27 protein-coding genes and 1 other RNA gene are annotated in these 24,872 nt (G+C 65.4%); 6 read left to right on the forward strand and 22 right to left on the reverse strand.

Annotation, left to right across the window (positions count from 1 at the left end; genetic code table 11):
* Position 1 precedes the first annotated feature (1 nt).
* Positions 2-1,144, forward strand: a complete 1,143-nt coding sequence (locus tag KHO18_RS14490) for an anhydro-N-acetylmuramic acid kinase (protein WP_211943426.1) — start codon at positions 2-4, stop codon at positions 1,142-1,144.
* Positions 1,145-1,223: 79 nt separating this feature from the next.
* Here KHO18_RS14490 and erpA read toward each other — a convergent pair whose 3' ends face one another.
* The 5 genes from erpA to rplM all read right to left on the reverse strand — a co-directional run bounded on the left by erpA (position 1,224) and on the right by rplM (position 4,013).
* Entirely contained in the window at positions 1,224-1,592 is a 369-nt protein-coding gene (erpA, locus tag KHO18_RS14495) for an iron-sulfur cluster insertion protein ErpA (RefSeq protein ID WP_092135946.1), read from the reverse strand.
* Positions 1,593-1,704: 112 nt separating this feature from the next.
* Positions 1,705-2,199, reverse strand: a complete 495-nt coding sequence (locus tag KHO18_RS14500) for a bactofilin family protein (RefSeq protein ID WP_144197211.1) — start codon at positions 2,197-2,199, stop codon at positions 1,705-1,707.
* Positions 2,200-2,221: 22 nt separating this feature from the next.
* On the reverse strand, positions 2,222-2,911 hold the full coding sequence (locus tag KHO18_RS14505; protein ID WP_244844807.1) for a DUF6776 family protein: 690 nt from the start codon (positions 2,909-2,911) through the stop codon (positions 2,222-2,224).
* A 268-nt stretch (positions 2,912-3,179) separates the two neighbouring features.
* Complete coding sequence (gene rpsI, locus KHO18_RS14510) at positions 3,180-3,572, reverse strand: 30S ribosomal protein S9 (RefSeq protein ID WP_092291885.1); 393 nt, start codon at positions 3,570-3,572, stop codon at positions 3,180-3,182.
* Between the two features lie 12 nt (positions 3,573-3,584).
* A complete protein-coding gene (rplM, locus tag KHO18_RS14515; protein ID WP_092291883.1) occupies positions 3,585-4,013 on the reverse strand; it encodes a 50S ribosomal protein L13 in 429 nt (142 codons plus the stop codon).
* 691 nt (positions 4,014-4,704) lie between these two features.
* Here rplM and KHO18_RS14520 point away from each other — a divergent pair.
* The gene (locus KHO18_RS14520) at positions 4,705-5,127 is read left to right on the forward strand and encodes an OsmC family protein (protein WP_144197209.1); all 423 of its coding nucleotides are present in this window, start codon (positions 4,705-4,707) and stop codon (positions 5,125-5,127) included.
* 22 nt (positions 5,128-5,149) lie between these two features.
* Here the strand turns inward: KHO18_RS14520 and rnpB are convergent.
* The 5 genes from rnpB to KHO18_RS14545 all read right to left on the reverse strand — a co-directional run bounded on the left by rnpB (position 5,150) and on the right by KHO18_RS14545 (position 9,713).
* Positions 5,150-5,490: RNase P RNA component class A (gene rnpB, locus KHO18_RS14525), an RNA gene on the reverse strand.
* 24 nt (positions 5,491-5,514) lie between these two features.
* The gene (locus KHO18_RS14530) at positions 5,515-6,285 is read right to left on the reverse strand and encodes a DUF3025 domain-containing protein (protein ID WP_377731482.1); all 771 of its coding nucleotides are present in this window, start codon (positions 6,283-6,285) and stop codon (positions 5,515-5,517) included.
* 5 nt (positions 6,286-6,290) lie between these two features.
* Positions 6,291-7,325: a dihydroorotase gene (pyrC, locus tag KHO18_RS14535; protein ID WP_144197207.1), complete on the reverse strand. Its 1,035-nt coding sequence runs from the start codon at positions 7,323-7,325 to the stop codon at positions 6,291-6,293.
* Positions 7,326-7,335: 10 nt separating this feature from the next.
* Positions 7,336-8,643 (reverse strand): glycerate kinase type-2 family protein, encoded by a 1,308-nt coding sequence (locus KHO18_RS14540; protein ID WP_211943428.1) that lies wholly within the window; start codon positions 8,641-8,643, stop codon positions 7,336-7,338.
* Positions 8,640-9,713 (reverse strand): tartrate dehydrogenase, encoded by a 1,074-nt coding sequence (locus KHO18_RS14545; protein ID WP_092291873.1) that lies wholly within the window; start codon positions 9,711-9,713, stop codon positions 8,640-8,642. Before KHO18_RS14545 ends, KHO18_RS14540 begins: the two co-directional genes overlap by 4 nt.
* Before the next feature lie 129 nt (positions 9,714-9,842).
* Here KHO18_RS14545 and KHO18_RS14550 point away from each other — a divergent pair, with 129 nt between their 5' ends.
* Positions 9,843-10,673, forward strand: a complete 831-nt coding sequence (locus tag KHO18_RS14550; RefSeq protein ID WP_144197205.1) for a class II glutamine amidotransferase — start codon at positions 9,843-9,845, stop codon at positions 10,671-10,673.
* 87 nt (positions 10,674-10,760) lie between these two features.
* Here KHO18_RS14550 and KHO18_RS14555 read toward each other — a convergent pair whose 3' ends face one another.
* The 6 genes from KHO18_RS14555 to KHO18_RS14580 all read right to left on the reverse strand — a co-directional run bounded on the left by KHO18_RS14555 (position 10,761) and on the right by KHO18_RS14580 (position 16,550).
* Positions 10,761-11,495: an amino acid ABC transporter ATP-binding protein gene (locus tag KHO18_RS14555; protein WP_144197204.1), complete on the reverse strand. Its 735-nt coding sequence runs from the start codon at positions 11,493-11,495 to the stop codon at positions 10,761-10,763.
* Positions 11,492-12,175, reverse strand: a complete 684-nt coding sequence (gltK, locus tag KHO18_RS14560; RefSeq protein ID WP_144197203.1) for a glutamate/aspartate ABC transporter permease GltK — start codon at positions 12,173-12,175, stop codon at positions 11,492-11,494. Before gltK ends, KHO18_RS14555 begins: the two co-directional genes overlap by 4 nt.
* Before the next feature lie 10 nt (positions 12,176-12,185).
* Positions 12,186-12,914 carry an amino acid ABC transporter permease gene (locus tag KHO18_RS14565; RefSeq protein ID WP_144197202.1) on the reverse strand — a complete coding sequence of 243 codons (729 nt, stop codon included), beginning with the start codon at positions 12,912-12,914 and terminating at the stop codon, positions 12,186-12,188.
* A gap of 66 nt (positions 12,915-12,980) precedes the next feature.
* Positions 12,981-13,880 carry a glutamate/aspartate ABC transporter substrate-binding protein gene (locus KHO18_RS14570; protein WP_144197201.1) on the reverse strand — a complete coding sequence of 300 codons (900 nt, stop codon included), beginning with the start codon at positions 13,878-13,880 and terminating at the stop codon, positions 12,981-12,983.
* Between the two features lie 289 nt (positions 13,881-14,169).
* On the reverse strand, positions 14,170-15,477 hold the full coding sequence (locus KHO18_RS14575; RefSeq protein WP_211943429.1) for a Glu/Leu/Phe/Val family dehydrogenase: 1,308 nt from the start codon (positions 15,475-15,477) through the stop codon (positions 14,170-14,172).
* A 122-nt stretch (positions 15,478-15,599) separates the two neighbouring features.
* Entirely contained in the window at positions 15,600-16,550 is a 951-nt protein-coding gene (locus KHO18_RS14580) for a LysR family transcriptional regulator (protein WP_144197199.1), read from the reverse strand.
* A gap of 177 nt (positions 16,551-16,727) precedes the next feature.
* On the opposite strand from KHO18_RS14580, the gene KHO18_RS14585 reads away from it, so the two are divergent.
* Together KHO18_RS14585 and KHO18_RS14590 are read left to right on the forward strand one after the other, a co-directional pair.
* Positions 16,728-17,258, forward strand: a complete 531-nt coding sequence (locus KHO18_RS14585; protein WP_144197198.1) for a cysteine dioxygenase family protein — start codon at positions 16,728-16,730, stop codon at positions 17,256-17,258.
* Between the two features lie 6 nt (positions 17,259-17,264).
* Positions 17,265-17,723, forward strand: coding sequence for an Lrp/AsnC family transcriptional regulator (locus KHO18_RS14590; RefSeq protein WP_144197197.1), 459 nt, complete (start codon positions 17,265-17,267; stop codon positions 17,721-17,723).
* A gap of 18 nt (positions 17,724-17,741) precedes the next feature.
* Here KHO18_RS14590 and KHO18_RS14595 read toward each other — a convergent pair whose 3' ends face one another.
* The 4 genes from KHO18_RS14595 to KHO18_RS14610 form a co-directional block, all read right to left on the reverse strand.
* Positions 17,742-18,515 carry an ABC transporter permease gene (locus tag KHO18_RS14595; protein ID WP_144197196.1) on the reverse strand — a complete coding sequence of 258 codons (774 nt, stop codon included), beginning with the start codon at positions 18,513-18,515 and terminating at the stop codon, positions 17,742-17,744.
* Between the two features lie 15 nt (positions 18,516-18,530).
* Positions 18,531-19,418: an ABC transporter ATP-binding protein gene (locus tag KHO18_RS14600; RefSeq protein WP_144197511.1), complete on the reverse strand. Its 888-nt coding sequence runs from the start codon at positions 19,416-19,418 to the stop codon at positions 18,531-18,533.
* Positions 19,418-20,476 (reverse strand): ABC transporter substrate-binding protein, encoded by a 1,059-nt coding sequence (locus KHO18_RS14605; RefSeq protein WP_211943430.1) that lies wholly within the window; start codon positions 20,474-20,476, stop codon positions 19,418-19,420. Before KHO18_RS14605 ends, KHO18_RS14600 begins: the two co-directional genes overlap by 1 nt.
* A 182-nt stretch (positions 20,477-20,658) precedes the next feature.
* On the reverse strand, positions 20,659-22,560 hold the full coding sequence (locus KHO18_RS14610; protein WP_144197194.1) for an ABCB family ABC transporter ATP-binding protein/permease: 1,902 nt from the start codon (positions 22,558-22,560) through the stop codon (positions 20,659-20,661).
* A 97-nt stretch (positions 22,561-22,657) separates the two neighbouring features.
* Here KHO18_RS14610 and KHO18_RS14615 point away from each other — a divergent pair, with 97 nt between their 5' ends.
* Positions 22,658-23,062 carry an acyl-CoA thioesterase gene (locus tag KHO18_RS14615; protein WP_144197193.1) on the forward strand — a complete coding sequence of 135 codons (405 nt, stop codon included), beginning with the start codon at positions 22,658-22,660 and terminating at the stop codon, positions 23,060-23,062.
* Between the two features lie 18 nt (positions 23,063-23,080).
* Here KHO18_RS14615 and KHO18_RS14620 read toward each other — a convergent pair whose 3' ends face one another.
* The gene (locus KHO18_RS14620) at positions 23,081-23,857 is read right to left on the reverse strand and encodes an enoyl-CoA hydratase (protein ID WP_144197192.1); all 777 of its coding nucleotides are present in this window, start codon (positions 23,855-23,857) and stop codon (positions 23,081-23,083) included.
* 41 nt (positions 23,858-23,898) lie between these two features.
* The gene (locus KHO18_RS14625; RefSeq protein WP_144197191.1) at positions 23,899-24,855 is read right to left on the reverse strand and encodes a DegV family protein; all 957 of its coding nucleotides are present in this window, start codon (positions 24,853-24,855) and stop codon (positions 23,899-23,901) included.
* Positions 24,856-24,872: the final 17 nt, after the last annotated feature.

Raw genomic sequence — 24,872 nt, forward strand, 5'->3', positions numbered from 1 at the left:
CATGTCCGTGCCCCCGGCAAGCAGCGAGCGATTTATCGGCCTGATGTCGGGCACCAGCATGGATGGCGCGGACGGCGTGCTCGTCGATTTTTCCGGCGCGCACCCGGTCGTGCTGGCGGCGGCGCACACGCCCTTCCCCCAGCCATTGCGCGAGGCGTTCGGCGCCTTGCAGCAACCGGGCGACGACGAGATCCATCGTGAGGCGCTGGCCGCCAACGCGCTCGCCGGCGTCTATGCCGAATGCGTGGCAACGCTGCTGCGGCTCGCCGATGCCCGCCCGGCATCGATCGCGGCCATCGGCGCGCACGGCCAGACCATCCGCCATCGCCCCGGCCTCTATGACGGCACGGGCTACACGCGGCAGAGCCAGCATCCGGCGCTGCTGGCCGAGCTGACCGGCATCGCCGTGGTTGCCGACTTCCGCAGCCGCGACGTGGCCGCCGGCGGCCAGGGCGCGCCCCTCGTGCCCGCCGTGCACGCGGCGCTGTTCGGCGCGCCAGACGAGACCCGCGTGGTCTGCAATATCGGCGGCATCTCCAACATCAGCATCCTGCCGGCAACGGCCAGCGGGCGCCCAGTCACCGGGTTCGACTGCGGCCCCGGCAACGCGCTGCTCGACGACTGGATACACCGCCATCGCGGCCTGCCCTACGACGACAACGGCGCCTGGGCCGCCAGCGGCACGGTGGATGCAGCGCTGCTGGCGCAATGCCTGACCGAACCGTATTTCGGCGCGCCGCCGCCCAAGAGCACCGGGCGCGACCTGTTCCACCCGGGCTGGCTGCAGACGCTGCTGGCCACGCGCGGCAACCGCCAGCCGCCCGCCGCCGACGTGCAGGCCACGCTGGCGACGCTGACGGCCACCGCCATCGCGCGTGACGTGCAGACGCACGCCGCCGATGCGCGCCGGCTCATCGTCTGCGGGGGCGGCGCCCGCAATGGCTATGTGATGGCCGAACTCGCGCGGCTGCTGCCGGGCGTGGCGGTGGAGACGACCGATGATTTCGGCGTGCCGGTGCTGGAGGTGGAGGCACTCGCCTTCGCCTGGCTGGCGCGGCAATGCGTGCGGCGCGCACCCGGCAACGTGCCCACGGTCACCGGCGCGGCCGGCCCGCGCGTGCTCGGGGCGATCTATCCGCGTTAGATTCGCGCGCGGATTTCCCAAAATCGCAGACAACAAAAAAGCGCACCGAAGTGCGCTTTTTTATCGACCGTAACCGGGTTCAGACCGAGAACGACGAGCCGCAACCGCAAGTGGTCGAGGCATTCGGGTTCTTGATCACGAACTGCGCGCCGTTGATGTCTTCCTTGTAGTCGATCTCGGCGCCCACCAGGTACTGGTAGCTCATCGAGTCGATCAGCAGCGTCACACCGTTCTTGACCATCGTGGTGTCGTCTTCGTTGACGTCTTCGTCAAACGTGAAGCCGTACTGGAAGCCAGAGCAGCCGCCGCCCTGCACGAACACGCGCAGCTTCAGCTCGGCATTGCCCTCTTCCTCGATCAACTGCTTGACCTTGTCGGCGGCGCTGTCGGTAAAGACGAACGGTGCCGGCACGTCCTCGGTTACGGGTGCCTCAGCGACTGCGTTCATGGGGATTCTCCTGTTTAGATACGCCGTATTCTAAGCGCTACTTCGAAATCGTGCCGAACCCGTTAAATTTCAAGGGCTTCTGGGCGCTCACGTCACATCCATCGGCAAAAGATCAGGCCGTGGCGCCCGCGTTCTCGGGCGTGACGCTGGACGACACCTCGCCAGCCTCGGCTTCGGACGTGTTCGATTCCATCGGCGTCTCTTGATTGACCTCGGCGGCCGGCACATGGTTCGGCAGTGCGCGCACTTCGCCCTGCCCGATCGGCACGAGGCGACCTTCGACGATGGCGCCCTGATGCATTTCCAGCGCCGCATAATGCACTTCGCCGTAGACGCGCGCATGGGGCTGGAGTTCGAGCAGTTCGCTGGCGCTCACCGGGCCGGTCACGGTGCCGTTGAGGATCAGGTGCCCGACGCGCACTTCGCCCTCGACCGCGCCCTTCTCGCTGATGACGAGCATGCTGCGCTGCGCGTCCGATGCCAGCACGTTGCCGCGTACGCGGCCATCCAGGCGCAGACCGCCCGCGAACGTGACATCGCCCTCGATGGTGGCGTCCTGGCCGATCAAGGTGTCGATCGACAGGCCTTTCTTCTTCGAAAACAACATGATCCCTCTCCTTGTTCGGGTCCTACGGCGTTGCCGACTGCGCCGCGCGGACCTGTCCGTTCTGCACGATACGGACCGATACGGCACGTACCTCGGCGCCCTTGGGAATCGCCAGGTCGCCCTCGATACGCTGGTAATGCGTGAGGCGCACCGCCGGCAGCGGCACCTCCTTCGGATTCGGCAGTGTCAGGGTTAACGGCTGCCCAGCCCGGACCGCTGAAATTGTGAACTGTAAATCACCCCTGAATTCGGGCTGCTCGACAAACGCCTTGGAGCCGCCCTGCATCACGAGCAGGCGATAGTGCACAGACTGGGGCTGTGCCTCGTCGATGACCACGCGGAAACTGCGCACGTGGATGCCGGACGTATCGCCGGTGGCCGGCAGCAGCGCCTCGAAGAAGCCGAGATCTTCCTTGAGCTGGCTCACCTCGGCTTCCGCCGACTTCAGTTGCTGCACCAGGCGCTCGCGCTCGGCGCGGGCCATCTCCAGCCGGGCCTCCGGCGTGTTCGCACTGGTACGCAGGCGGTCGCGCTCGGCCGTCACTTCGGCCAGTTGCTCATGCAGCGCGGCATTGGCCGCTACAAGGGTCGCATCCGCCGGCGCGGCTGGTTGGCGCACACCACGGCTCGCATCGATGGCCCATGCCACGGCCAGCCCCAACCCGATAGCCAGCAGCAGCGCCCAGATCCACACACGCCAGGGCCGATGCACACGAATCACGGCCCGCGAAGCGCGCAATCCCCGGCGCGGTCGCAGCGGGCGGTATTTCAGGCCCATGGCACCATCGTTCGTCCTCTCATTCACAGGCCCGTGATTGTATCTCCGAGCCGCCATTGTGCGGCTCAATGTATGACATCTGAGACACCTTCACCAAAAAAGTGATGATTTCACCACGACGCAGACGAAAAAAAACCGCACGACAGAGCGTGCGGCTTTTCCGGATTCGACAGATCCGCGTGAGCGGACCTGCGAATGCGCATCAGCGCTTCGAGAACTGCTTCCGGCGACGTGCCTTGTGCAGACCGACCTTCTTACGTTCCACTTCACGTGCATCGCGCGTGACGAAACCGGCCTTCGACAGCGTCGGCTTCAGCGTGGCGTCGTAGTCGATCAGGGCGCGGGTGATGCCGTGGCGCACTGCGCCGGCCTGGCCCGTTTCGCCACCGCCGGTCACGTTGACCTTGATGTCGAACGTTTCGGCGTGGGTGGTCAGTTCCAGCGGCTGACGCACGATCATCAGCGAGGTTTCGCGAGCGAAATACTCGTTGATGGGCTTGCCGTTGACGACGATTTCACCCTTGCCCGACTTGATGAAGACACGAGCCACAGCGCTCTTGCGGCGGCCAGTACCGTAATTCCAGTTACCGATCATGGATTGGCCTCCTTAGATGTCGAGCGTCTTGGGTTGCTGTGCCTCATGCGGATGATCAGCTTCGGCGTAAACCTTCAGCTTCTTGATCATTGCATAGCCCAGCGGACCCTTCGGCAGCATGCCCTTGACAGCCTTTTCCAGGGCACGGCCCGGGAAACGCTGCTGCATCTTGCCGAACGTCGTTTCGTAGATACCGCCCGGGTAACCCGAATGGCGATAGTACTTCTTGTCCGTTTCCTTGGTACCCGTGACACGCAGCTTGGCTGCGTTGACGATGACGATGTAATCGCCCGTGTCGACGTGCGGAGTGAATTCCGGCTTGTGCTTGCCGCGCAGTCGGCGTGCCACTTCGCTGGCAACACGGCCGAGGACCTTGTCCGTCGCGTCAATCACGTACCAGTCGCGCTTTACCTCATGAGGCTTGGCGGAAAAGGTCTTCATGATTTTTCCTGACTATTGAATACTGCCCGAGGTGACGGTCGCCGTTTTAGCGTCCTGTCGATCGGCCGGCCCTTGGGACCTGACCTTCCTGCTTGTGTTTGCAGGCTCTCCCTGACTCTTTTTCCGGGGGCAATGACCGGAAAAGCCTGCGATTATACTCGGGGAATGCGATGGCGCACAAGCAAAGTCGTGGCTTTTCGTCAAGCCCCCTGCATCACATGGAAGCCGGGGACGAAATGAGGATGAAAAAAAACCCAAGTCGGTTTGGACTTGGGTTTGAATCCACCAAAGGAGGAGGGTGGAGGAGACACCGGTAGATTGACGGGGCGGCGGGCGGTGCGGAGGGCTTTCGCTTTCGCACTCTGGCGCGCCAGATGCGCCGTCGTTCAATGAAATGGATTATACATAGCGGCTGCCGCAACGCAAGAAAATTTGCACTGCGAAATCGCATTGCATATTACGCAATGCCTTAATAGGCGCTTACAGATGTTTGCCTTTTTGAAAAATCAATGACTTAGCGTCGATGTGATGTTGAGTCATCGGCGCCACAGTAGAGCATTTCCTCAGATTCCCGAGGGAAATCCCTTGCCCCGGGCACGGCGCGCCGATGCCATATACTCACGAAATGCAAGATTCGTGATTGCGCGGACGTGAGCGCGAAAACACACTCGTAAAACCAGGAACGAACAAAATGGAATGCAAAGTGACATGGATGGGCCCGGAAGGCATGAGCTTCGTGGCCCAGACCGGCAGCGGCCATATCGTGGCGATGGACGGCGCGCCCGATGGCGGCGGCAACAACCTGGCGCCGCGCCCCATGGAGATGGTGCTGCTCGGCACCGGCGGCTGCACGGCCTATGACGTGGTGCTGATCCTCAAGCGCGGCCGCCAGGACGTGCGCGGCTGCACGGTGAAGCTCGACGCCGAGCGCGCCGGCGAGGACCCGAAGGTCTTCACGCGCATCAACTTCCACTTCACGGTGACGGGCCGCAACCTGAACCCGGCCACGGTGGAGCGTGCGATCACGCTGTCGCACGACAAGTACTGCTCGGCCTCGATCATGCTGGCCAAGACCGCCGAGATCACGCACACGATGGAAATCGTCGAGGGCTGAACGCCCTGACGTCAGGAAGGTAGAGCAAAGCAGGCCGATAAGCCGGATTCTGTGCGCGCGGCCCGCCTTGCGGCGCGCTGCGCGTGACAACCATTCCTCTAGGCCGACCGTTACCGGCCGGCTCCAGCTCCCTACCCGCAGACTCAGCGGGCCGCTTCATCGTCTGCCTATTTGGGATTGCTCCGGGTGGAGGTTACCGCGTTTCACCCTTCCCGCCAGGCGAACCCGGCGGCAAGACTCGTCTCTGTGGCCCTATTCCGCACGTTGCCGTGGATGGCTGTTAGCCAACACCCTGCCCTGTGGAGTCCGGACTTTCCTCCCCTTGCCCCTTGCGAGACAAGCAGCGATTGTCTGGCCTGCTTTGCGGCCCGCAGTCTACCACCGAACTCAGCGGATCTGGCGGCCGGGGCGGAACACGGCCGTATCGTCGTAGAACGACGGCGCCTCGTTCTCATCACACCAGCCAGGAATGCCCAGCACCGGCAGCGGCGCGAAGCAGCGGCCACCGCGCAGCGTGCCCTGCCCGGCTGCCTCGGCGAGCGACGCGGCCAGGGTCTGGTCGATGACCGGCAGTGGCGTGCCGGGCGGCACCGGCAGCCACCACGCGTGGGCCGTGATCGCCTTGTAAGGCTGCACCAGCTTTTCCAGCAAGGCGTGGCCGAACGGGATGACCGCGCACGCGCTGCCCCACGCGGCGCGCGCCTCCACGAACAGCGTGCGCCAGGCAAACCCTTGCAGCGCCTGGGCCAGCCGGGCGTCCTCGGTCAGGAAAATTACCGCGTTCTCGTCGAATAGCGTTGCGGCATCGCGCAGGCCGCCACGTACGGGCCGCACGCCGTCACGCGTGATGGCCTCGGCCTGGAGCCGGTTCAGCACGGCCTTGGTCGCGGGGAAATGGAGCCAGATCAGCGCGTTGAACGCGTCGTGGAGGTTCTCACGCGTGGGGACGTGGCCAGTGGCGTGGATATGCGCCTCATAGGCCACCCCATCGGGAAGATCAGACTGGGGGACGAAGCGCAGCGGCTGGCCGTTGGCGTTCGCCAGCCCGGCAGCTACGGCTTGTTCGTCGAGCGCCGCGCGCAGATCGGCGGCGGAAAGCGCGACCCCGGACGCGGCGAATGGCCGGAACCACGGCCGCGTCCAGTCGATGCCAGGCAAGTCGCTTATTGCGCCTTCCAGCGCAAGGTCTCGCCGGCGCGCAGCGGCACCAAGGTGGTGTCGCCGTACGGCAGTTCAGCCGGCAATTCCCAGTCTTCGCGCGAGAGCGTAAGCGTGCCGGTGTTGCGCGGCAGGCCGTAGAACGCCGGACCGTGGAAGCTGGCGAAGCCTTCCAGCTTGTCGAGCGCGCCGGCGGCATCGAACGCTTCGGCGTACAGCTCCATCGCATGCAGTGCCGTGTAGCAGCCCGCGCAGCCGCAGGCGTGTTCCTTCAGACCGCGTGCATGCGGCGCGCTGTCCGTGCCGAGGAAGAACCGCGCGCTGCCCGACGTGGCCGCCTTGACCAGCGCCTCGCGGTGGGTCTCGCGCTTGAGCACCGGCAGGCAGTAGTAATGCGGGCGGATGCCGCCGGTGAAGATCGCGTTGCGGTTGTACAGCAGGTGGTGCGCGGTGATCGTCGCGCCAACCGGGCCTTCGGCCTCGGCCACGTACTCGGCCGCGTCCTTGGTGGTGATGTGCTCGAAAACCACCTTCAGCTCCGGGAAGTCCTTGCGCAGCGGCCGCATCACGCGGTCGATGAACACGGCTTCGCGGTCGAAGATATCGATGTCGCCATCGGTCACTTCGCCGTGCACCAGCAGCGGCAGGCCGGCGCGCTGCATGGCCTCCAGCGTGGCGGCACAGCGGCGGATGTCGGTCACGCCGGCATCGCTGTTGGTGGTGGCACCGGCCGGATACAGCTTCACCGCGTGGACGAAGCCGCTCGCCTTGGCGGCGACGATTTCCTCGGCCGGCGTGTTGTCGGTCAGGTACAGCGTCATCAGCGGCTCGAACGCCATGCCGGACGGCAGCGCGGCCAGGATGCGCGCCCGGTAGGCGGCGGCCTGCTCCACCGTGGTCACGGGCGGCTTCAGGTTCGGCATGATGATGGCGCGGCCGAACTGGCGCGCGGTGTCCGGCAGTACGGCGGCCAGCGCCGCGCCATCGCGCAGGTGCAGGTGCCAGTCGTCCGGGCGGGTGATGGTGAGCGTCTGGGTCATAGCTGGAAAATCAAAGAATCAGGATGGCGCGGTAATCGTTCACGTTGGTGCGCGTGGGGCCGGTCTGGACCAGGTCGCCGATGGCATCGAAGAAGCCCCAGGCGTCGTGCGCGTCGAGTTGCTGGCGGGCGGAGACCCCTGCGGCCTCGGCGCGCTGGAGCGAATCGGGGCAGCACAGGGCGCCGGCGTTGTCCTCGGAGCCATCGATGCCGTCCGTATCGGCGGCAATCGCATGGATATTGTCCGCCCCGCCCAGCTCGATCGCCAGCGAGAGCAGGAACTCCGAGCAACGACCGCCCCGGGCCCGTTCCGCGCCGCTGGCGGGCAGCGTCACCGTGCATTCGCCACCGGAAATCAGCGCCACCGGCGCCGCGAACGGCGCATTGTACGCGCGAATCTCGCGCACCAGCGCGGCATAGACCCGCGCGACTTCCTGGGCTTCGCCGGTCACGGTGTCGCCGAGGACCACGGGCTGGACGCCCTGCTTGCGAAACAGCGCGGCGGCGGCTTCCAGGCTGCCGTGCGCGGTGGCGATCATGTGGTTCTGGACCCGGGTGAACAACGGATCACCCGGTTTGGGCGTCTCGTCGATCTCGCCCCGCGCGCCGCGTTCCAGGTGCGATTGCACCGGGGCCGGCACCTTCGCGCCATAGCGCTGGAGGATGGCGAGGGCATCGGCATAAGTGCTCGCATCGGGCACGGTGGGGCCGGAAGCGATGGCGCTGGGATCATCGCCGGCCACGTCCGAGACGATCAGCGTGGTCACGGGCGCCTTGCTCGCCTGCGCCAGCCGGCCGCCCTGGATGCGCGACAGGTGCTTGCGCACGACGTTCATTTCTGTGATGGGTGCGCCACACCGAAGCAGTTCGCGCGTGGTGGCCTTGAGGTCCGCCATGGCGATGCCTTCGGCCGGCAGCGACAGCAGGCTCGACCCGCCGCCAGACACCAGCACGATCAGCCGGTCTTCCGGCCCGAGCGCCTGCACGCGGGTGAGGATGTCCGCCGCGGCCTGTTCGCCGGCCTCGTCGGGCACGGGATGGCCGGCCTCGATCACGCGGATATGGTCGGTCGGCAGGCCATGCGCGTAGCGGGTGACGACGATGCCGTCGAGCGTGGCGCGGCCCGCGTAGGCACGCTCGACGGCCAGCGCCATCGATGCGGCGGCCTTGCCCGCCCCGACCACGAGCGTGCGGCCGCCGGCGTGGGGCGGCGGCAGGTGGGCGGCGACGATCTCGAGCGGGTCTGCGGCGGCGACGGCGGCCCGGAAGCTCTCCAGCAGCAGCGTACGGGGATCGATATGGGAGTTCGCGGTATTCACAGCGCCTCCGCAATCGCACGGCCCAGGTCTGCCGTTCCGGCGGTGCCGCCAATGTCGCGCGTCAGCGGCGCGTGGCCTGGCCCGGCGGCCAGCACCTTCTCGATGGCGGCCAGCACGGCGGCGCCCGCATCGGCATGGCCGAGGTGCTCCAGCATCATCGCGCCGCACCAGATCTGGCCGATCGGGTTGGCCACGCCACGCCCGGCGATGTCCGGCGCCGAGCCATGCACCGGCTCGAACAAGCTCGGATAGGTCTTGTCCGGGTTGATATTGCCCGACGGGGCCACGCCGATCGTGCCGGTGCAGGCCGGGCCGAGGTCGGACAGGATGTCGCCGAACAGGTTGCTGGCCACCACCACGTCGAACCAGTCCGGATGCTGCACGAAGTGCGCGGTCAGGATGTCGATGTGGTACTTGTCCACCTTCAGGCCGGGGTAGTTGGCGGCCATGGCCTCCACGCGCTCGTCCCAGTACGGCATGGTGATGGAGATGCCGTTCGACTTGGTGGCCGAGGTCAGGTGCTGCTTGGGCCTTTTCTGGGCCAGTTCGAACGCGAATTTCAGGATGCGGTCCACGCCGACGCGGCTCATCACGGTCTCCTGGACCACGATTTCGCGCTCGGTGCCCGGGAACATGCGCCCGCCGATGCTCGAATACTCGCCCTCGGTGTTCTCGCGCACCACGTAGAAGTCGATATCGCCAGGCTGGCGGCCGGCCAGCGGGCTCTTGATGCCGGGCATCAGGCGCACCGGGCGCAGGTTTACGTACTGGTCGAACGAGCGGCGGAACTGGAGCAGCGAGCCCCACAGGGACACGTGGTCCGGGATCTTCTCGGGCCAGCCCACGGCGCCGAAGTAGATGGCGTCGTACTTGACCAGCGTGTCGAACCAGTCGTCCGGCAGCATCTTGCCGTGGCGGGCGTAGTAATCGTAGCTGGAGAAGTCGAAGTGGTCCCACTGGAAGTCGATGCCGAAGCGGCGCGCGGCGGCGTCCATGGCACGGATGCCTTCGGGCATCACTTCCGTTCCGATTCCGTCTCCGGGAATGACAGCGATCTTGTATTGACTCATGGCTGGGAAGGGGCTGGGGCTGAACAACTGGGGGGCGCCCGGGCGCCGCGCTTGGCAGCGTCCCGCACGCGCGGGATAATGTCTGCATTCTATTGCAAAGCGGCAGCCCCTTGCCGCACCGGTGCCCCCATGTGCCAGCTGCTAGGCATGAACTGCGCCACGCCAACCGACGTGACGTTCTCCTTCACGGGCTTTGCCGCCCGTGGCGGCGTGACCGACCACCATGCCGACGGTTTCGGCGTGGCGTTCTTCGAGGACAAGGCCTGCCGGCTGTTCATCGACAACCAGTCTGCCGGCACCTCGCCGGTGGCCGAGCTGATCAAGCGTTATCCGATCAAGTCGAAGAACGTCATTTCCCATATCCGCAAGGCGACGCAGGGCACAGTGCTGCTGGAAAACTGCCATCCGTTCATGCGCGAGCTCTGGGGCCGGCACTGGATCTTCGCCCATAACGGCGACCTGAAGGGCTTCGCGCCGTTCCTCTCCGGCGTGTACCAGCCGGTGGGCGACACCGACAGCGAACTCGCGTTCTGCACGCTGATGCAGGGGCTGCGCAAGCGGTTCCCGGGCTCCCAGCCGCCGCTGAACGAGTTGGGCCACGCGCTGGCGGACATCACGCGCGACATCACGCTGCACGGCGTTTTCAACTTTCTACTATGCAATGGGCAGGCGCTGTTCGCGCACTGCTCGACGCACCTGTACTACATCGTGCGGCAGTGGCCGTTCTCGAAGGCGCATCTGATCGATGCCGACCTGTCGATCGATTTCGCCCAGGTGACTACGCCCGACGACCGCGTGGCCGTGATCGCCACCGCCCCGCTGACCGACAACGAGACCTGGACGCGCTTCATGCCGGGCGAGCTGATCATGTTCGAACATGGGCTACCGACAATGACCCTGACCGTGCCGATCCCGCCCGAGGTGCAGGCGAAGAACGCGGCCAATACGGCGTGTACTTGAGACTTCTGGCTTTGGGGAGGGTGAAGCGGGAGGGATGCTGCGCCCCTCTCCCGTGGGGAGAGGGGGTCTGACGACCTGCTACACCGATCAGTGTTGCAGGATCTTCGACAGGAACTGGCGGGCGCGCTCCGAGCGGGCGGCGATATCGCCGAAGAACTCTTCCTTCGGGCAGTCCTCGACGATCTTGCCGGCGTCCATGAAGATCACGCGGTTGGCCACCTTGCGTGCGAAGCCCATTTCGTGGGTCACGCACATCATGGTCATGCCTTCCTGAGCCAGCTGCACCATCACGTCCAGCACCTCGTTGACCATCTCCGGGTCAAGCGCCGAGGTCGGTTCGTCGAACAGCATGCAGATCGGGTCCATCGACAGCGCGCGGGCAATCGCCACGCGCTGCTGCTGGCCGCCGGACAGCTGGCCGGGGAACTTGGACGCCTGGTTCTTCAGGCCCACGCGCTCCAGGTACTTCAGGCCCTTGGCCATCGCCTCGTCCTTCGAGCGGCCGAGCACCTTCATCTGGGCGATGGTCAGGTTCTCGGTGATCGACAGGTGCGGGAACAGCTCGAAGTTCTGGAACACCATGCCCACGCGCGAGCGCAGCTTCGGCAGGTTGGTCTTGGGGTTGCCCACCGAGGTACCGTCGACCAGGATGTCGCCCTTCTGGAACGGCTCCAGCGCGTTCACGGTCTTGATCAGCGTGGACTTGCCCGAACCGGACGGGCCGCACACCACCACCACTTCACCCTTGGCAACCTTGGTGGTGCAGTCGGTCAGCACCTGGAACGTGCCGTACCACTTGGAAACGTTATTAATTTCGATCATACAGCCACCTTTTTCTGATAACGCTTGACCAGCAGCGAAGCGGAGAAGCAGATAACGAAGTACACGAAGCCCGCGAACAGCAGCATCTCGACGATGCGGCCGTCGCGCTCGCCAATGCCGTAGGCCTGGCCGAAGAAGTCAGCCAGCGCGCTCACGTAGACCAGCGACGTATCCTGGAACAGGATGATGCCCTGCGTCAGCAGCAGCGGCACCATGTTGCGGAACGCCTGCGGCAGGATCACCAGCCGCATGGTCTGGCCGTAGGTCATGCCCAGCGCCTGCGCGGCGAACATCTGCCCGCGCGACACGCTCTGGATACCGGCCCGGATGATCTCTGAGTAGTAAGCGGCCTCGAACAGCGCGAACGCAATGAGCGCCGAGGTCATCCGCAGATCGGCCGCGGGCGACAGGTTGAACAGCTTCTGCAGCAGCTGCGGGATGATCAGGAAGAACCACAACAGCACCATCACCAGCGGGATGGAGCGGAAGATGGTCACGTACCCCTGGGCAAACCAGTTCAGCGCCCTGAAGGAGGACAGGCGCATCATCGCGAGGATGGTGCCCCAGACAATGCCCACCACCACCGCGGTCACGGTGATCTTGAGCGACACCATCATGCCCTCGCCCAGCACGCGCAGGGTGTCGGGGTTGATGGAACTGAAGTCGAATTCGTATGCCATGTGCGCCCCTTTACTTGCCGCCGATGAAGCCCGGCACGCGGGTCCGGCGTTCCACCCAGCGCATGATCAGCATGACCGTCACGTTGATCAGCATGTACATCACTGTGACCGCGATGAACGATTCATACGGACGCGCCGTGTAGTCCACCAGCTGGCGGCCCTGCGCGGCGAGTTCCAGCAGGCCGATCGTGGAGGCCACCGCCGAGTTCTTGAAGATGTTCAGGAATTCGGAGGTCAGCGGCGGCACGATGACGCGGAAGGACATCGGCAACAGCACGAAGCGGTACGTCTGCGCGAGCGTGAAGCCCATCGCCAGGCCGGCGTTGCGCTGGCCCGGCGGCAGCGAGTTGATACCCGAGCGCACCTGTTCGCAAACCCGGGCGGCCGTAAACGTGCCCAGGCAGAGCATGGCGGCCAGGAACTGCTGGGTGAACGGGTTCATCTGCTTGATCGCGTCGCCGAACGGCAGCAGCTCGGGAATCACGAAATACCAGATGAACAGCTGAACCAGCAGCGGAATGTTCCGGAAAATCTCGACATACGTCGCGGCAATACCCGACAGCAGCTTGTTCGGCACCGTGCGCAGCACGCCGAGCACCGAGCCGATGACGAGGGCGATGGCCCACGAGGTGAGGCCCAGCGCGATCGTCACCTTGAGACCGGAAATCATCCAGTCCAGGTACGTCTCGTTCTGCGCGGCCTGCTCGAGGAACACTCCCCAGTGAAAAATGTAATCCATAGTGCGTCCTTCAAAAAGAAACGGAAGGACTTCTCCTTCCGTTTCGCACTGCTCTGATCACAGGGATCAGTCGAGTGCCTTGTCGTTCGGGTTCTTGAAGAGCGCCTTCATGTCTTCGGACAGCGGGAAGTCCAGGTTCAGGCCCTTCGGCGGTACCGGTTGCATGAACCACTTGGTGTACATCGTGTTGATCGAGCCGTCCTTCATCAGGCCGGTGATCACGGTGTCCGTCACCTTCTTGAACGGGGCATCATCCTTGCGGATCATGCAGCCGTACGACTCGCGCGATTGCGGCTTGCCAACGACGATCCAGTCGGCCGGGTTCTTGGCCTTGGCGCGTTCGCCGTAGAGCAGCGCGTCGTCCATCATGAACGCCACGGCACGGCCCGACTCCAGCGTCAGGAACGACTGGCCATGGTCCTTGGTGCTGATGATGTTGGCGCCCAGCTTCTGCTCGTCGTTCATCTTGCGCAGCAGGCGCTCGGACGTCGTGCCAGCGGTGGTCACCACGTTCTTGCCCTTCAGGTCGGCCCAGTCCTTGATGCCGCCATCCTTCTTCACCATGATGCGGGTGCCGATGATGAAGATGCTGGTCGAGAACGAGACCTGCTTCTGGCGCTCCAGGTTATTGGTCGTGGAACCGCACTCGATGTCGATCGTGCCGTTCTGCAGCAGCGTGATCCGGTTCTGCGAGGTAATCGGAATTTCCTTAACCTGCAGGTTCGGCAGCTTCAGCTGGTCCTTCACGGCTTCCACGATCTTCATATTGATATCGTAGGAATAGCCCACCTGGCGCACGCCGCCAAGGTTGTAGTTGAACGGAATCGAGGAATCCCGCACACCCAGCGTAATAACACCCGTGTCCTTGATCTTCTGCAGCGTGCCCGTCAGCGGCTCTGCAGCCTGCGCGGTACCGCACAGAATACCCGCAGCAACCGCCAGGCTAGCCAGCTTGGCTACATTCATAACATCTCCTTGACCATGAAGAGAAAGGCGGGACTCTAGCAAAAAAAACGCCCCACCGGCGAAACAGTATTGCTTAGCTCGTGACCCAAGACAACGGGTTTTTCCCCTAACTGGTGCCTGTGCGGGCATGGTTGCGCGGCATTGCGCCAAAATGCGACACAACTGCAATGGTTCCGAGAACAAAAAAACGCGGCTGCCGGAAAACTCCGGCCGCCGCGTCCTTTCATGTCGGGGAATGGATCGATGCTGCATCGCAACATCGATCCACCCCTTTCATTGCCCGTTTCAATCAGGGATACAGGCCGCGCATCTCGCGCGCCTGCAGGATTCGCGTACAGGCAACGATAAACGCAGCCGTCCGCAGCGTGACCTTATTGTCCTGGGCAACCTGCCAGATCGCCCGGAAGGCCTCTTGCATGATTCGTACCAGGCGCTCGTTGATCTCCTCCTCGGTCCAGAAGAAGCTCGAGAAATCCTGCACCCATTCGAAGTAGGACACGGTCACGCCGCCGGCATTGGCGATGACGTCCGGGCAGACCAGGATGTTGCGCTCGCGCAGGATGTCGTCCGCCTGGGGCGTGGTCGGGCCGTTGGCGCCCTCGATCACCAGCTTGGCCGTAATCTTGGGCGCGTTGGCAGCCGTGATCTGGCCTTCCAGCGCGGCCGGGATCAGGATGTCGCACTCCACTTCCCAGAACCGCTCGGTGGTCAGCACCTCGCCCTGGAAACCCTCGATCGTGCCGCTGTGCGACGCGTATTCCATCATCGCCGGCACATCGAGGCCGGCCGGGTTGTACAACGTGGTGCGGTGGTCCTGCACGGCCACCACCTTGGCTCCGGCCTCGTGGAACAGCTTGGCTGCCACGGCGCCCACATTGCCGAAGCCCTGCACAGCCACGCGTGCGCCCTTGATGTCCATGCCGAGGTTGCGGGCGGCTTCCGAGCCGACCACGAACACGCCGCGGCCGGTAGCCTCGTGACGGCCCAGCGACCCGCCCAGCGAGATCGGCTTGCCGGTCACCACGCCGGTGGCCGTGCTGCCCGAGTTCATCGAGTAGGTATCCATCATCCAGGCCATGACCTGGGCGTTGGTATTCACGTCCGGCGCCGGAATATCCTTGGTCGGGCCGATGATCAGGTTGATTTCACTGGTGTAGCGGCGCGTCAGGCGTTCCAGTTCGGCCGTGGAGAGCGTGCGCGGATCCACGCGGATGCCGCCCTTTGCACCACCGTAGGGCACATTGACGGCGGCATTCTTGACCGACATCCACGCCGACAGGGCCATCACCTCGGACAGCGTCACGTCCTGGTGGAAACGCACGCCGCCCTTGCCGGGGCCGCGCGAGAGGTTGTGCTGCACGCGATAGCCCTCGTAGTGGGCGATGGTGCCGTTGTCCAGTTCGATGGGCACGTCCACGATCAGCGCACGCTTGGGGCGCTTCAGCGTTTCCACCCAGCGGGCCAGCGAGCCCAGGTAGGGCGTGACGCGGTCGACCTGCTGGAGGTAGATGCCCCAGGGCCCGAGCGCGTCGGCGTTCAGGTACGAAGGCAGGGTGTGGGAGGCGATGGACGGCTTGGACGGTGCTGCGGAAGACATCGTTGAGTTCCGAGTGAAGGTGACACGCAGAATATCGGCGCCTCCATATCGGAATCCAATGCCGTTTGCTCATCCCGCCCTGCAGCATTATGCAAGGCTTGCATAACCTTGCGCCCCGGCCCTCAAGCTTGCGTCGTCAACGAAGCCCAGACCTTGTCCACCAGCTGGCGCTTGCGCCGGCTCTGGCCGCCGCGCCGGTCGTTGCCGGCATCGGTGGGCCGTTCGCGGTAGAGCCGGATCTCCATGTCGATGGACTGCGGCAGCCCGCGCGCGGCCTCGGCCCGCACCAGCCGGCCGGCGTGCACGTCGTCCCGGACCGCGCTCTCGGGCAGGAAGGCCATGCCGTGGCCGGCCAGCGCCATGACCTTGAGCGCCTCGGCCATGTCGGTCTCGTAGCATTTGTCGAGCTTGAGGGTGTCTGCCGACTCGGACAGCAGCATGTCCACCATCCGCCCCAGGAACGCATTGGGCGTGTAACTGAGGAACGGCACCGGCTTCTTGTCGGTGCCGGGCAGCCGGAACACGGGCCGGCCGGCGCTGTCGGGCACGCTGTAGGGCGACAGCCGCTCGGTGCCGAGCACCAGCATGTCGTAGTGGGCCGGATCGAGCTGGATGGCCTGGCGCGGGTGGTGGTAAACCATGACCAGGTCGCAGCCGCCCTCCACCAGCATCAGCACGGCATCGTGGACGTTCAGCGCCCGCAGCCGGCACGGCAGCGTGCCGACCTTGCGCTCCACGCCCTTGAGCCATTCCGGGAAGAAGGTCAGCGACAGCGTGTGCGGCACCGCGAATTCCAGCACCTGGGCGTTGGCCGAGCGCTGGCCGCGCATCAGCGCCCGGGTCTCGCTGACCTGGGCCAGCATGGCCAGCGCCTGCTCGTAGAACACCTTGCCGGCGTCGGTCAGGGTGGTCGGGTAGCTCGAGCGGTCGATCAGTTCGGTGCCCACCCACGCCTCGAGCGACTGAATGCGCCGCGAGAACGCCGGCTGCGTGACATGCCGCAGCTCCGCCGAGCGCGAGAAGCTGTGCGTCTCGGCCAGGCTGACGAAGTCTTCAAGCCATTTGATTTCCATGGCGCGGATTATCGCTTGCCGGCCGCCCGGCTGCACGATAAGCAAATCCATTCCAATTTCTTGCCAATTATTGGAACATGATTACAATCTGAGCATGTTTTGGACGACAGATTGGATATTCTTGCTCAGAGGGGCCGACTAAGATGAATGTGATCCCATCCTGCCCTCGCATCCGCCATGCAGCCATCCGTCCTCCCTTCGTCCTTCTCCCTGCTCGCCACCGGCATGGAGGCCACACTGGCCCAGAGCGCGCGGATGGTAGCGACGCACGTGGCGGCCAGCCTGCCGGACGCCGACACCCTGCTCGCCAGCCTGCCCCCGGGGGCGCTCGAAGGCAGTCCGGACCGCTACACGCGGCATCTGGTCCATGCCGATCCGTTCGAGCGGTTCTCGGTCATGGTGCTGGTCTGGCGGCCGGGGCAGTTCAGCCCGGTCCACGGCCATCGCACCTGGTGCGCCTACCGCGTGCTGCGCGGCACGCTGGCCGAGCGCCACTACCGCTGGAACCCGCAGGACCGCACCGCCACGCAGGTCAACGCCGTCACGCGCGAGGCCGGCGATACTTTCAGCGTGCCAGCCGGCCTGCAGCACATCCACGCGCTGGGCAATGCCAGCGACGCCGTAGCGGTGTCGCTCCACATCTACGGCGTAGACCAGGACCGCATCGCCACCGGCGTGAACCTGCTGGTGGATACCATCGTCAGTTGAGGATTCATGGACCGCTATGACCGCCAGATCCTGGAGATCCTCCAGGAAGATGCCACCGTGCCCGTCGCCGAGATTGGCGAGCAGGTCGGCCTCACGTCCACGCCGTGCTGGCGGCGGGTGCAAAAGCTCGAGGAATCGGGCGTGATCCGCAAGCGCGTGGCGCTGCTGGATGCCGGCAAGCTCAATGTGGGCGTGACCGTGTTCGTGTCGATCCGGACCAACCAGCACAACGTGAAATGGCTCAAGGCCTTCCACGGGCTGGTGGCGTCGATCCCGGAAGTGACCGAGTTCTACCGCATGGCGGGCGACACGGACTACCTGCTGCGCGTGGTGGTGCCCGATATCGCCGCCTACGACGCCGTGTACAAGAAGCTGATCCAGGGCGCGGAACTGGCCGATGTCAGCTCCAGTTTCGCGATGGAACAGATCAAGTACACGACGGCGCTGCCGCTGGACTACGCCTGACGACCATCCGAGCGCGCATCAGCCCCGGTGCGCCCAGCCCGTCATGCGCTTTTCCAGCACCGCGAACAGCTCGTACATCCCCATCGCCATCACGGCGATGACGACCAGGCCCGCGAACGCCAGCGGCATCTTCATCGCCGAGCCGGCGGAGACCAGCAGGTAGCCGATGCCCTCGTTGGCGGCGCTCATCTCGGACACCGTGGTGCCAACGAAGGCCAGCGTGATGGCCACCTTCAGCGAGGCGAAGAAGAACGGCATCGCGCGCGGCAGGCCCACCTTGAGCAGCACGTCGCGGCGCTTGGCGCCGAGCACGCGCAGCACGTCCTCGAGTTCCGGCTCCAGCGTGGCCAGCCCGGTGGCGATATTGACCATGATCGGGAAGAACGAGATCAGGAACGCCGTGAGGATGGCCGGCCCGGCGCCCAGCCCGAACCAGACCACGAGGATCGGCACGAAGGCGGCCTTGGGCAGCGCGTTGAAGGCAGTCATCAGCGGGTAGGTGGCCGCGTAGGCCAGCTTCGACGAGCCCATCAGCAGGCCCAGCACCACGCCGACGCCAATCGCCAGTCCAAAACCAACCATCGTGGTCCAGAAGGTGCGCCAGGCATGGCCGGCGATTACGCCGCTGTATTCGGCCAGCGAGGCGGCGATGGCCGACGGGCTCGGCAGGATGAAATCGGAGATCTGGAAGACGAGGCACGCGCCCTGCCAGAGGATCAGGAAAGCCCCCAGCAGGAGCCACGGCGCCACGCGCTGTACGCGCTTTGCCTGGGTGGAAGTCATGGTTGCCATGGTGTGGATCGCTTCTTATTGCTGGCGGACGTGGCCGATCTTCTCGCGCAGCTCGTGCACGCGTTCGGCGAACGGTTCGGAATAGGTGACGTCGAGCGCACGCGGACGCGGCAGGTCGATCTCCTTGCGCAACAGGATGCGGCCCGGGCGGGCGCTCATCACGTAGACCGTGTCGGCCAGGAACACGGCCTCGCGCAGGTCGTGCGTGACGAGGATGACGTTGAAGCGCTGGGCCTGCCAGAGGTCGCGCAGCACGCACCAGAGTTCCTCACGCGTGAAGGCATCGAGCGCGCCGAACGGCTCGTCCAGCAGCAGCATGCGCGGCTGGTGGATCAGCGCGCGGCAGATCGACGCGCGCTGCTGCATACCGCCGGACAGCTGCCACGGGAACTTGTCCTCGTAGCCCGCCAGGCCGACGGTCTTGAGCAGGTCGCGCGCCCGGGCCTCGTACTCCTTGCGCCTGGCGCGCATGGTGGAGCGGTACGGCTCGACGATCTCCAGCGGCAGCATCACGTTGTCGAGCGTGGTGCGCCACGGCAGCAGCGTCGGCGCCTGGAAGGCCATGCCGACCTGCTTGAGCGGGCCGCTCACCTTCTGGCCGGCGATGCTGACCACGCCGCGTGTGGCGGGCCGCAGCCCGGTGGCCAGCTTCATGAACGTGGACTTGCCGCAGCCGGACGGACCGACGATGGCGATGAACTCGCCCGGCGCCGCCTGCAGCGAGATGTCCTCCACGGCAAACTCGCCACGCCGCGCCAGTTCGTCGTCATAGGCGAGCCAGACGCGGTTGAAGTCGACGAACGGCTTGGGGCGAGCCTCGGGAGCCTCGGGAGCCTCGGGAGCCCCGGTGGCCCCGGTAGCCGCCCCGCCCGAGGCGGCAGACAGGTTGTCTCGCGCCATCATCATCGCAGGACGTCCAGTTCGGCGGCGGAAGGCAGGTAGGCGTCGGTCCAGAGCGTGTCCGGGTTTATCCGGCCCTTGGTGCCGAACGCATCGGCCACCTGCGACGCCATCAGCGAAAGGCGCGGCTTGCTCACGCGGCCGAAGCCCTCGGCCCTGGCATCCGGCGACTTCACCACGCTGTCCAGCGCCAGCTTCAGGCGGCGCACTTCCAGCTTCTCGTCGATGATGCCGTCACGGGCCTTCACAGCCTTGATGCCTTCCTCGGGGCTGGCGATCACGTCGCGCGCGGACTTGGAGAACGCGCGCAGGAACGCCTTGACCGCCTCCGGGTTGCTCTTCAGGAACTGCTCGGAGGCGATGATGGCGTTGCCGTACAGCTTCACGCCGAACTGCGGGTACGGCAGCACGACGATGTCCTCATCCTTCACGCCACGCGCGTTCAGGTTCAGGATCGACGTGAACGAGAAGCCGGTGATGGCGTCCAGGTCGCCGCGCGTGAGCATGGTCTCGCGCAGCGTGGGGTCCATCGCCTGCCAGTTGAACGACTGGGCCTGCAGGCCGTTGGCCTTGGCGAAGATCGGGAAGGCGCGGCGGCCGGCATCGAACACCGGGGCGCCAAGCTTCTTGCCGGTGAGGTCCCTGGGCGCGCGGATGCCGGACTTCTTCAGCGCCAGCACGGCGGCCGGCGTGTTGTTGTAGACCATCATCACAGCCACCGGCTTGTTCTTGGCGTCCGGGTTGTTGCCGTAGAACTCCATCACCGAGGCCAGGTCGGCGAATCCCATGTCATAGGTGCCGGAGGCCACGCGGTTCACCACGTTGCCCGAGCCGTTGCCGGCGTCGATGGACACGTCGAGCTTCTCCGCCTTGTAGTAGCCCTTCTGCTCGCCCAGCAGGAACAGCGCGGACGGGCCCTCGAAACGCCAGTCGAGCTGGAAGCGGACCTTGGTGGCGGCTTGCGCCTGAGCGGTGCCTGCACAGAGTGTCGACAGCACCATGGTGGTGCCCAATGCGGTGCACAGCTTCAGCAGATGACGACGCGCGGCGAATTGCGGCATGAACCTTCTCCAGTTGTTGATCTCTCCTGGGAAGGCATTTCGCAAGGCGCGTGCCAGCTTTTCACATGGGTGTCATGCCCCGATCCGGGGCACGCGCGCCGTGCATTGACGAACCATGATTGTGCGTGGGGGTCTGTGGGCCGGGGTTGCCGACAGGGATTGTCGACAATCCCAAGCCAATCTCAGGCGTCCTGCGTGGCGTCCCCGACGTCGATGGCGAGCACGTCGGACGGCGACGCCGCCTCCACCGCCCCCTCCGCCGCACTGCGCGCCTGGATCAGCCACATCTCCGCGTAGCGGCCGTTGGCGCGCATCAGCTCGGCATGCGTGCCGCGCTCGACGATGCGCCCGTGATCCATCACCAGGATCTGGTCGGCGTGGACCACGGTGGAGAGCCGGTGGGCGATCAGCAGCGTGGTGCGGTTCTGCGCCAGCCGCATCAGTTCGGCCTGGATGGCCTGCTCGGTGCGCGAGTCAAGTGCCGAGGTGGCTTCGTCGAACACCAGGATCGGCGGATTCTTGAGCAGCGTGCGGGCGATGGCCACGCGCTGCTTCTCGCCGCCGGACAGCTTCAGGCCGCGCTCGCCCACCGGGGTGTCGTAGCCCTGCGGCAGTTCGCGGATGAAGGTGTCGATCTGGGCGGCACGGGCGGCTTCGATGACCTCGTCGCGCGTGGCCTCCGGCCGGCCATAGGCGATGTTGTAGTAGATGCTGTCGTTGAACAGCACGGTGTCCTGCGGCACGATGCCGATCGACGCCCGCAGGCTCGACTGCCGCACGTTGCGGATGTCCTGGCCATCGACCTCGATCCCGCCGCGCGTCACATCGTAGAAGCGGAACAGCAGCCGCGCCAGCGTGGACTTGCCCGAGCCACTATGACCGACCACGGCGGTGGTCGTCCCCGCCGCGATGGTGAAATCCACGTCATCCAGGATCACCCGGTTGCTCTCGTAGCCAAACCCCACATGGCGGAAGCGCACCTCGGCGCCGCGCACCTGGAGCGGGAGCGCGCCGGGCGTGTCGGCCACCTCCTGGTTGGTGCCGAGCAGGACGAACATGCGATCCATGTCGGTCGTCGACTGCTTGATCTCGCGGTAGATCACGCCGAGGAAGTTCAGCGGGATATAGAGCTGGATCATCAGCGTGTTCACCAGCACGAGGTCGCCCAGCGTCAGCGTGCCGGCCGCCACGCCCACCGTGGCGCGCCACAGGATCAGGATCAGCCCCAGTGCGATGATCGTCTGCTGGCCGAAGTTCAGGAACGACAGCGAGTTCTGCGAGCGGATCGCGGCGGTGCGGTAGGTGCGCAGGTTCTCGTCGTAGCGACGGGCCTCGTATTCCTCGTTGCCGAAGTACTTCACGGTCTCGAAGTTCAGCAGCGAGTCGATGGCCTTCTGGTTGGCGCGCGAGTCCAGCTCGTTCATCTTGCGCCGGAAGTGCGTGCGCCACTCGGTCACGACGATGGTGAAGACGATGTAGCCGACCAGCGCGCAGGTGGTGATCGCCGCGAACCAGATGTCATAGCGGACCACGAAGAAGCCGATCACCAGCGACATTTCCACCAGCGTGGGCAGGATGCTGTACAGCGAGTACGAGATCAAGGACTGGATGCCGCGTGTGCCGCGCTCGATGTCGCGGCTCATGCCGCCGGTCTGCCGCTCCAGGTGGAAGCGCAGCGACAGCGCATGCAGATGGCGGAAGACCTGGAGCGCGATCTCGCGCACCGCGCTCTGCGTCACCTTCGAAAAGAGGATCTCCCGCAACTCGGTGAACAGCGTGCCCGACAGCCGCAGCACCCCGTAGGCGACAATCAGGCCGACCGGCACCACGAGCAGCGCGGCGGTATCGCCGGGGGCGATGTTCATGCTGTCGATCAGCTTCTTCATCAGCACCGGCACGCCGAGGTTGGCCACCTTGGCCGCCACCAGGCAGGTCAGCGCCAGCATCACGCGCCACTTGTAGTGCCAGACGTAGGGCAGCAGGTTACGGACGGTCTGCCAGTCGCTGCGGGGCTTGCCGCCGGCGGGGAACAGCGATTTGGCCGATTCGGGGGGCGAATCGGCGGACGTGGAGTAGCGGCGCATACGTTAGAATTCTTGCCAATGCCGCGATTGTCGCAGAGATCGCACAACCCGGCAGGCCATGACATTCCCCCGCACCCCGCCTCACCTTCCTGCCGATATGAACCATCCTGCCCCGCTCTCCGAATTGCCCGCCGGCAAGAACCCCGCCCTCCGCGTGGTGCCGATGCCCGCCGACGCCAATGTGCATGGCGATGTGTTCGGCGGCTGGATCATGTCCCAGGTGGACATCGCCGGCTCGATCCCGGCGGTGGAGCGCGCCCAGGGCCGCGTCGCCACGGTGGCGGTGAACTCGTTCCTGTTCAAGCACCCGGTGATGGTGGGCGATCTGGTGAGCTTCTATGCCGATATCGTCAAGACCGGCCGGACCTCGATCACCGTGTCGGTGGAGGTCTACGCGCAACGCATGCGCCACAGCAATGAATGCGTGAAGGTGACGGAGGCCACGCTGACGTACGTGGCCACCGACGACACGCGGCAGCCGAGAATGCTCCCGACTGCCTGAAGCACCAACGCCCGCGTCCTAGCTGAACTTCGAGAAATCGGGCTTGCGCTTCTCGAAGAACGCCGAGAACGCCTCTTTCGCTTCCGGCGCCACCAGCATGCGCCGGAACACCTCGCCCTCCTCGCCCATCTTCCGCTCCACGGCGGCCACGTCGTCGCCCTTCATCAGCCGCTTGGTCTCGCGCAGCGACGACGCCGGCAGCGCGGCCAGCTTGGCCGCCTGCTGGCGCACATAGTCCTGCAGCTCCCCCACGGGCAGCACCTTGGTCACCAGACCCATCGCCAGCGCCTCCTGCGCGCTGAACGCCTCGCCCAGCAGCAGCTTCTCGGCGGCGCGCTGGTAGCCCACCAGACGCGGCAGCAGCAGGCTCGACGCCGCCTCCGGGCACAGGCCAAGCTGCGCGAACGGCAGCGACAGCTTCGCCGTGTCCGAGGCGTAGACGAGGTCGCAATGCAGCAGCAGCGTCGTGCCGATGCCCACCGCCGCGCCACTGACCGCCGCCACCACAGGCTTGCTCGCGTGGCTGATCGCATGCAGGAACTGGAACACCGGGGCCGGCGTGCCATCCGTGCCGTGCGACGGCGGGCGCTTCATGAAGTCCTCGAGGTCGTTGCCGGCGGTAAAGATCTCCGGCTTGCCCTCGATCACGATCACGCGCACGGCGGGGTCGGTCTCCGCCGCGCGCAGCGCATCGGCCATGGTCTGGTACATCGCGGCCGTGATCGCATTCTTCTTGTCGATGCGGTCGAAGCCAATGGTCAGGATGCCCTGGTCGATTCGTGTGGCAATGCTCATGTCAAACCTCGTCTGTCTCGTCTAGCTCATTGGGATGCCGCTCATACAAACGGTGGCGGCACTTCGGAAAGATAACCAATGCTGAACGCGCCGGCGCCGATATTCAACGCCACGGTCAGGCTCATCGGGGCCAGCATCAGCTCCACGCCGGCGCGCTCGGCCGTGGCGGCCAGCGCCTGCCACGCGGGCCACGCGCGCACCTCGTCGATATTGCCGGCATAGGCCACCGAGATGTCCGGTGTCAGCAGGCAGCCGGCACGCACGCAGCTCTCGGCATGGGCCAGCAGCCGGCGAATGCCTTCCTCCTGCCCGCGCGCCTTGCCAATTGCCTCGGTCTCGCCCTGGTGCATGCGGATGATCGGGCGGATGTTGAACGCATTGCCCAGCATGTAGCGGCCCCAGGTAATGCTGTTCTCGCCCTTCTGCTTGGCGCGCGTATACATATAGAGCAGCTCGTTCGGCACCATGATCATGTGCGCGGCGTCGCGCAGGCGCGTCTCCACGGCGTGGGAGATGTCGGCGCCATCGGCGCCGTCGGCCAGCATGCGGGCCACCTCGCGCACGATCAACGCCTGCCCCGGCCCGATGGCGCCGGTGTCGATCACGGTCAGGTCGAACAGGCCGCTGCGCCCGGCGTCCTTGCGCAGCTTGAAGCTGCGCGCCACGGTGCCGACCACGGCGCCGGTGGCGTTCGCGTAGAACTTGCTGCGCGTGCTGGCAATCGTCAGCAGGATGGCGCGATCGCAGCCGGCCACCACGTGCCGGAGCAGATGGTCTTCCAGCTCGCGTTCGAGCAGGGGGATCGATTCGGCGTAGTGGTCCTGCTTGCCGACCAGATACTGCTGGTACAGGTCGGGCAGCGCGGCTTCATCGCGGGTGTCGACCACGAAGCGGTCGCCGGCGCGAATCCGGAAAGGGATGGTATGGACGCCCAGCGCGTCCATCATTGCGCGCGGCATGTCGCATGCCGCGTCGGCCAGAATGGCTGTCTCCTGCATATTATTGTGCTCCTCCG

The organism is Cupriavidus campinensis (assembly GCF_905397395.1).
Classification (GTDB): Bacteria; Pseudomonadota; Gammaproteobacteria; order Burkholderiales; family Burkholderiaceae; genus Cupriavidus; species Cupriavidus campinensis.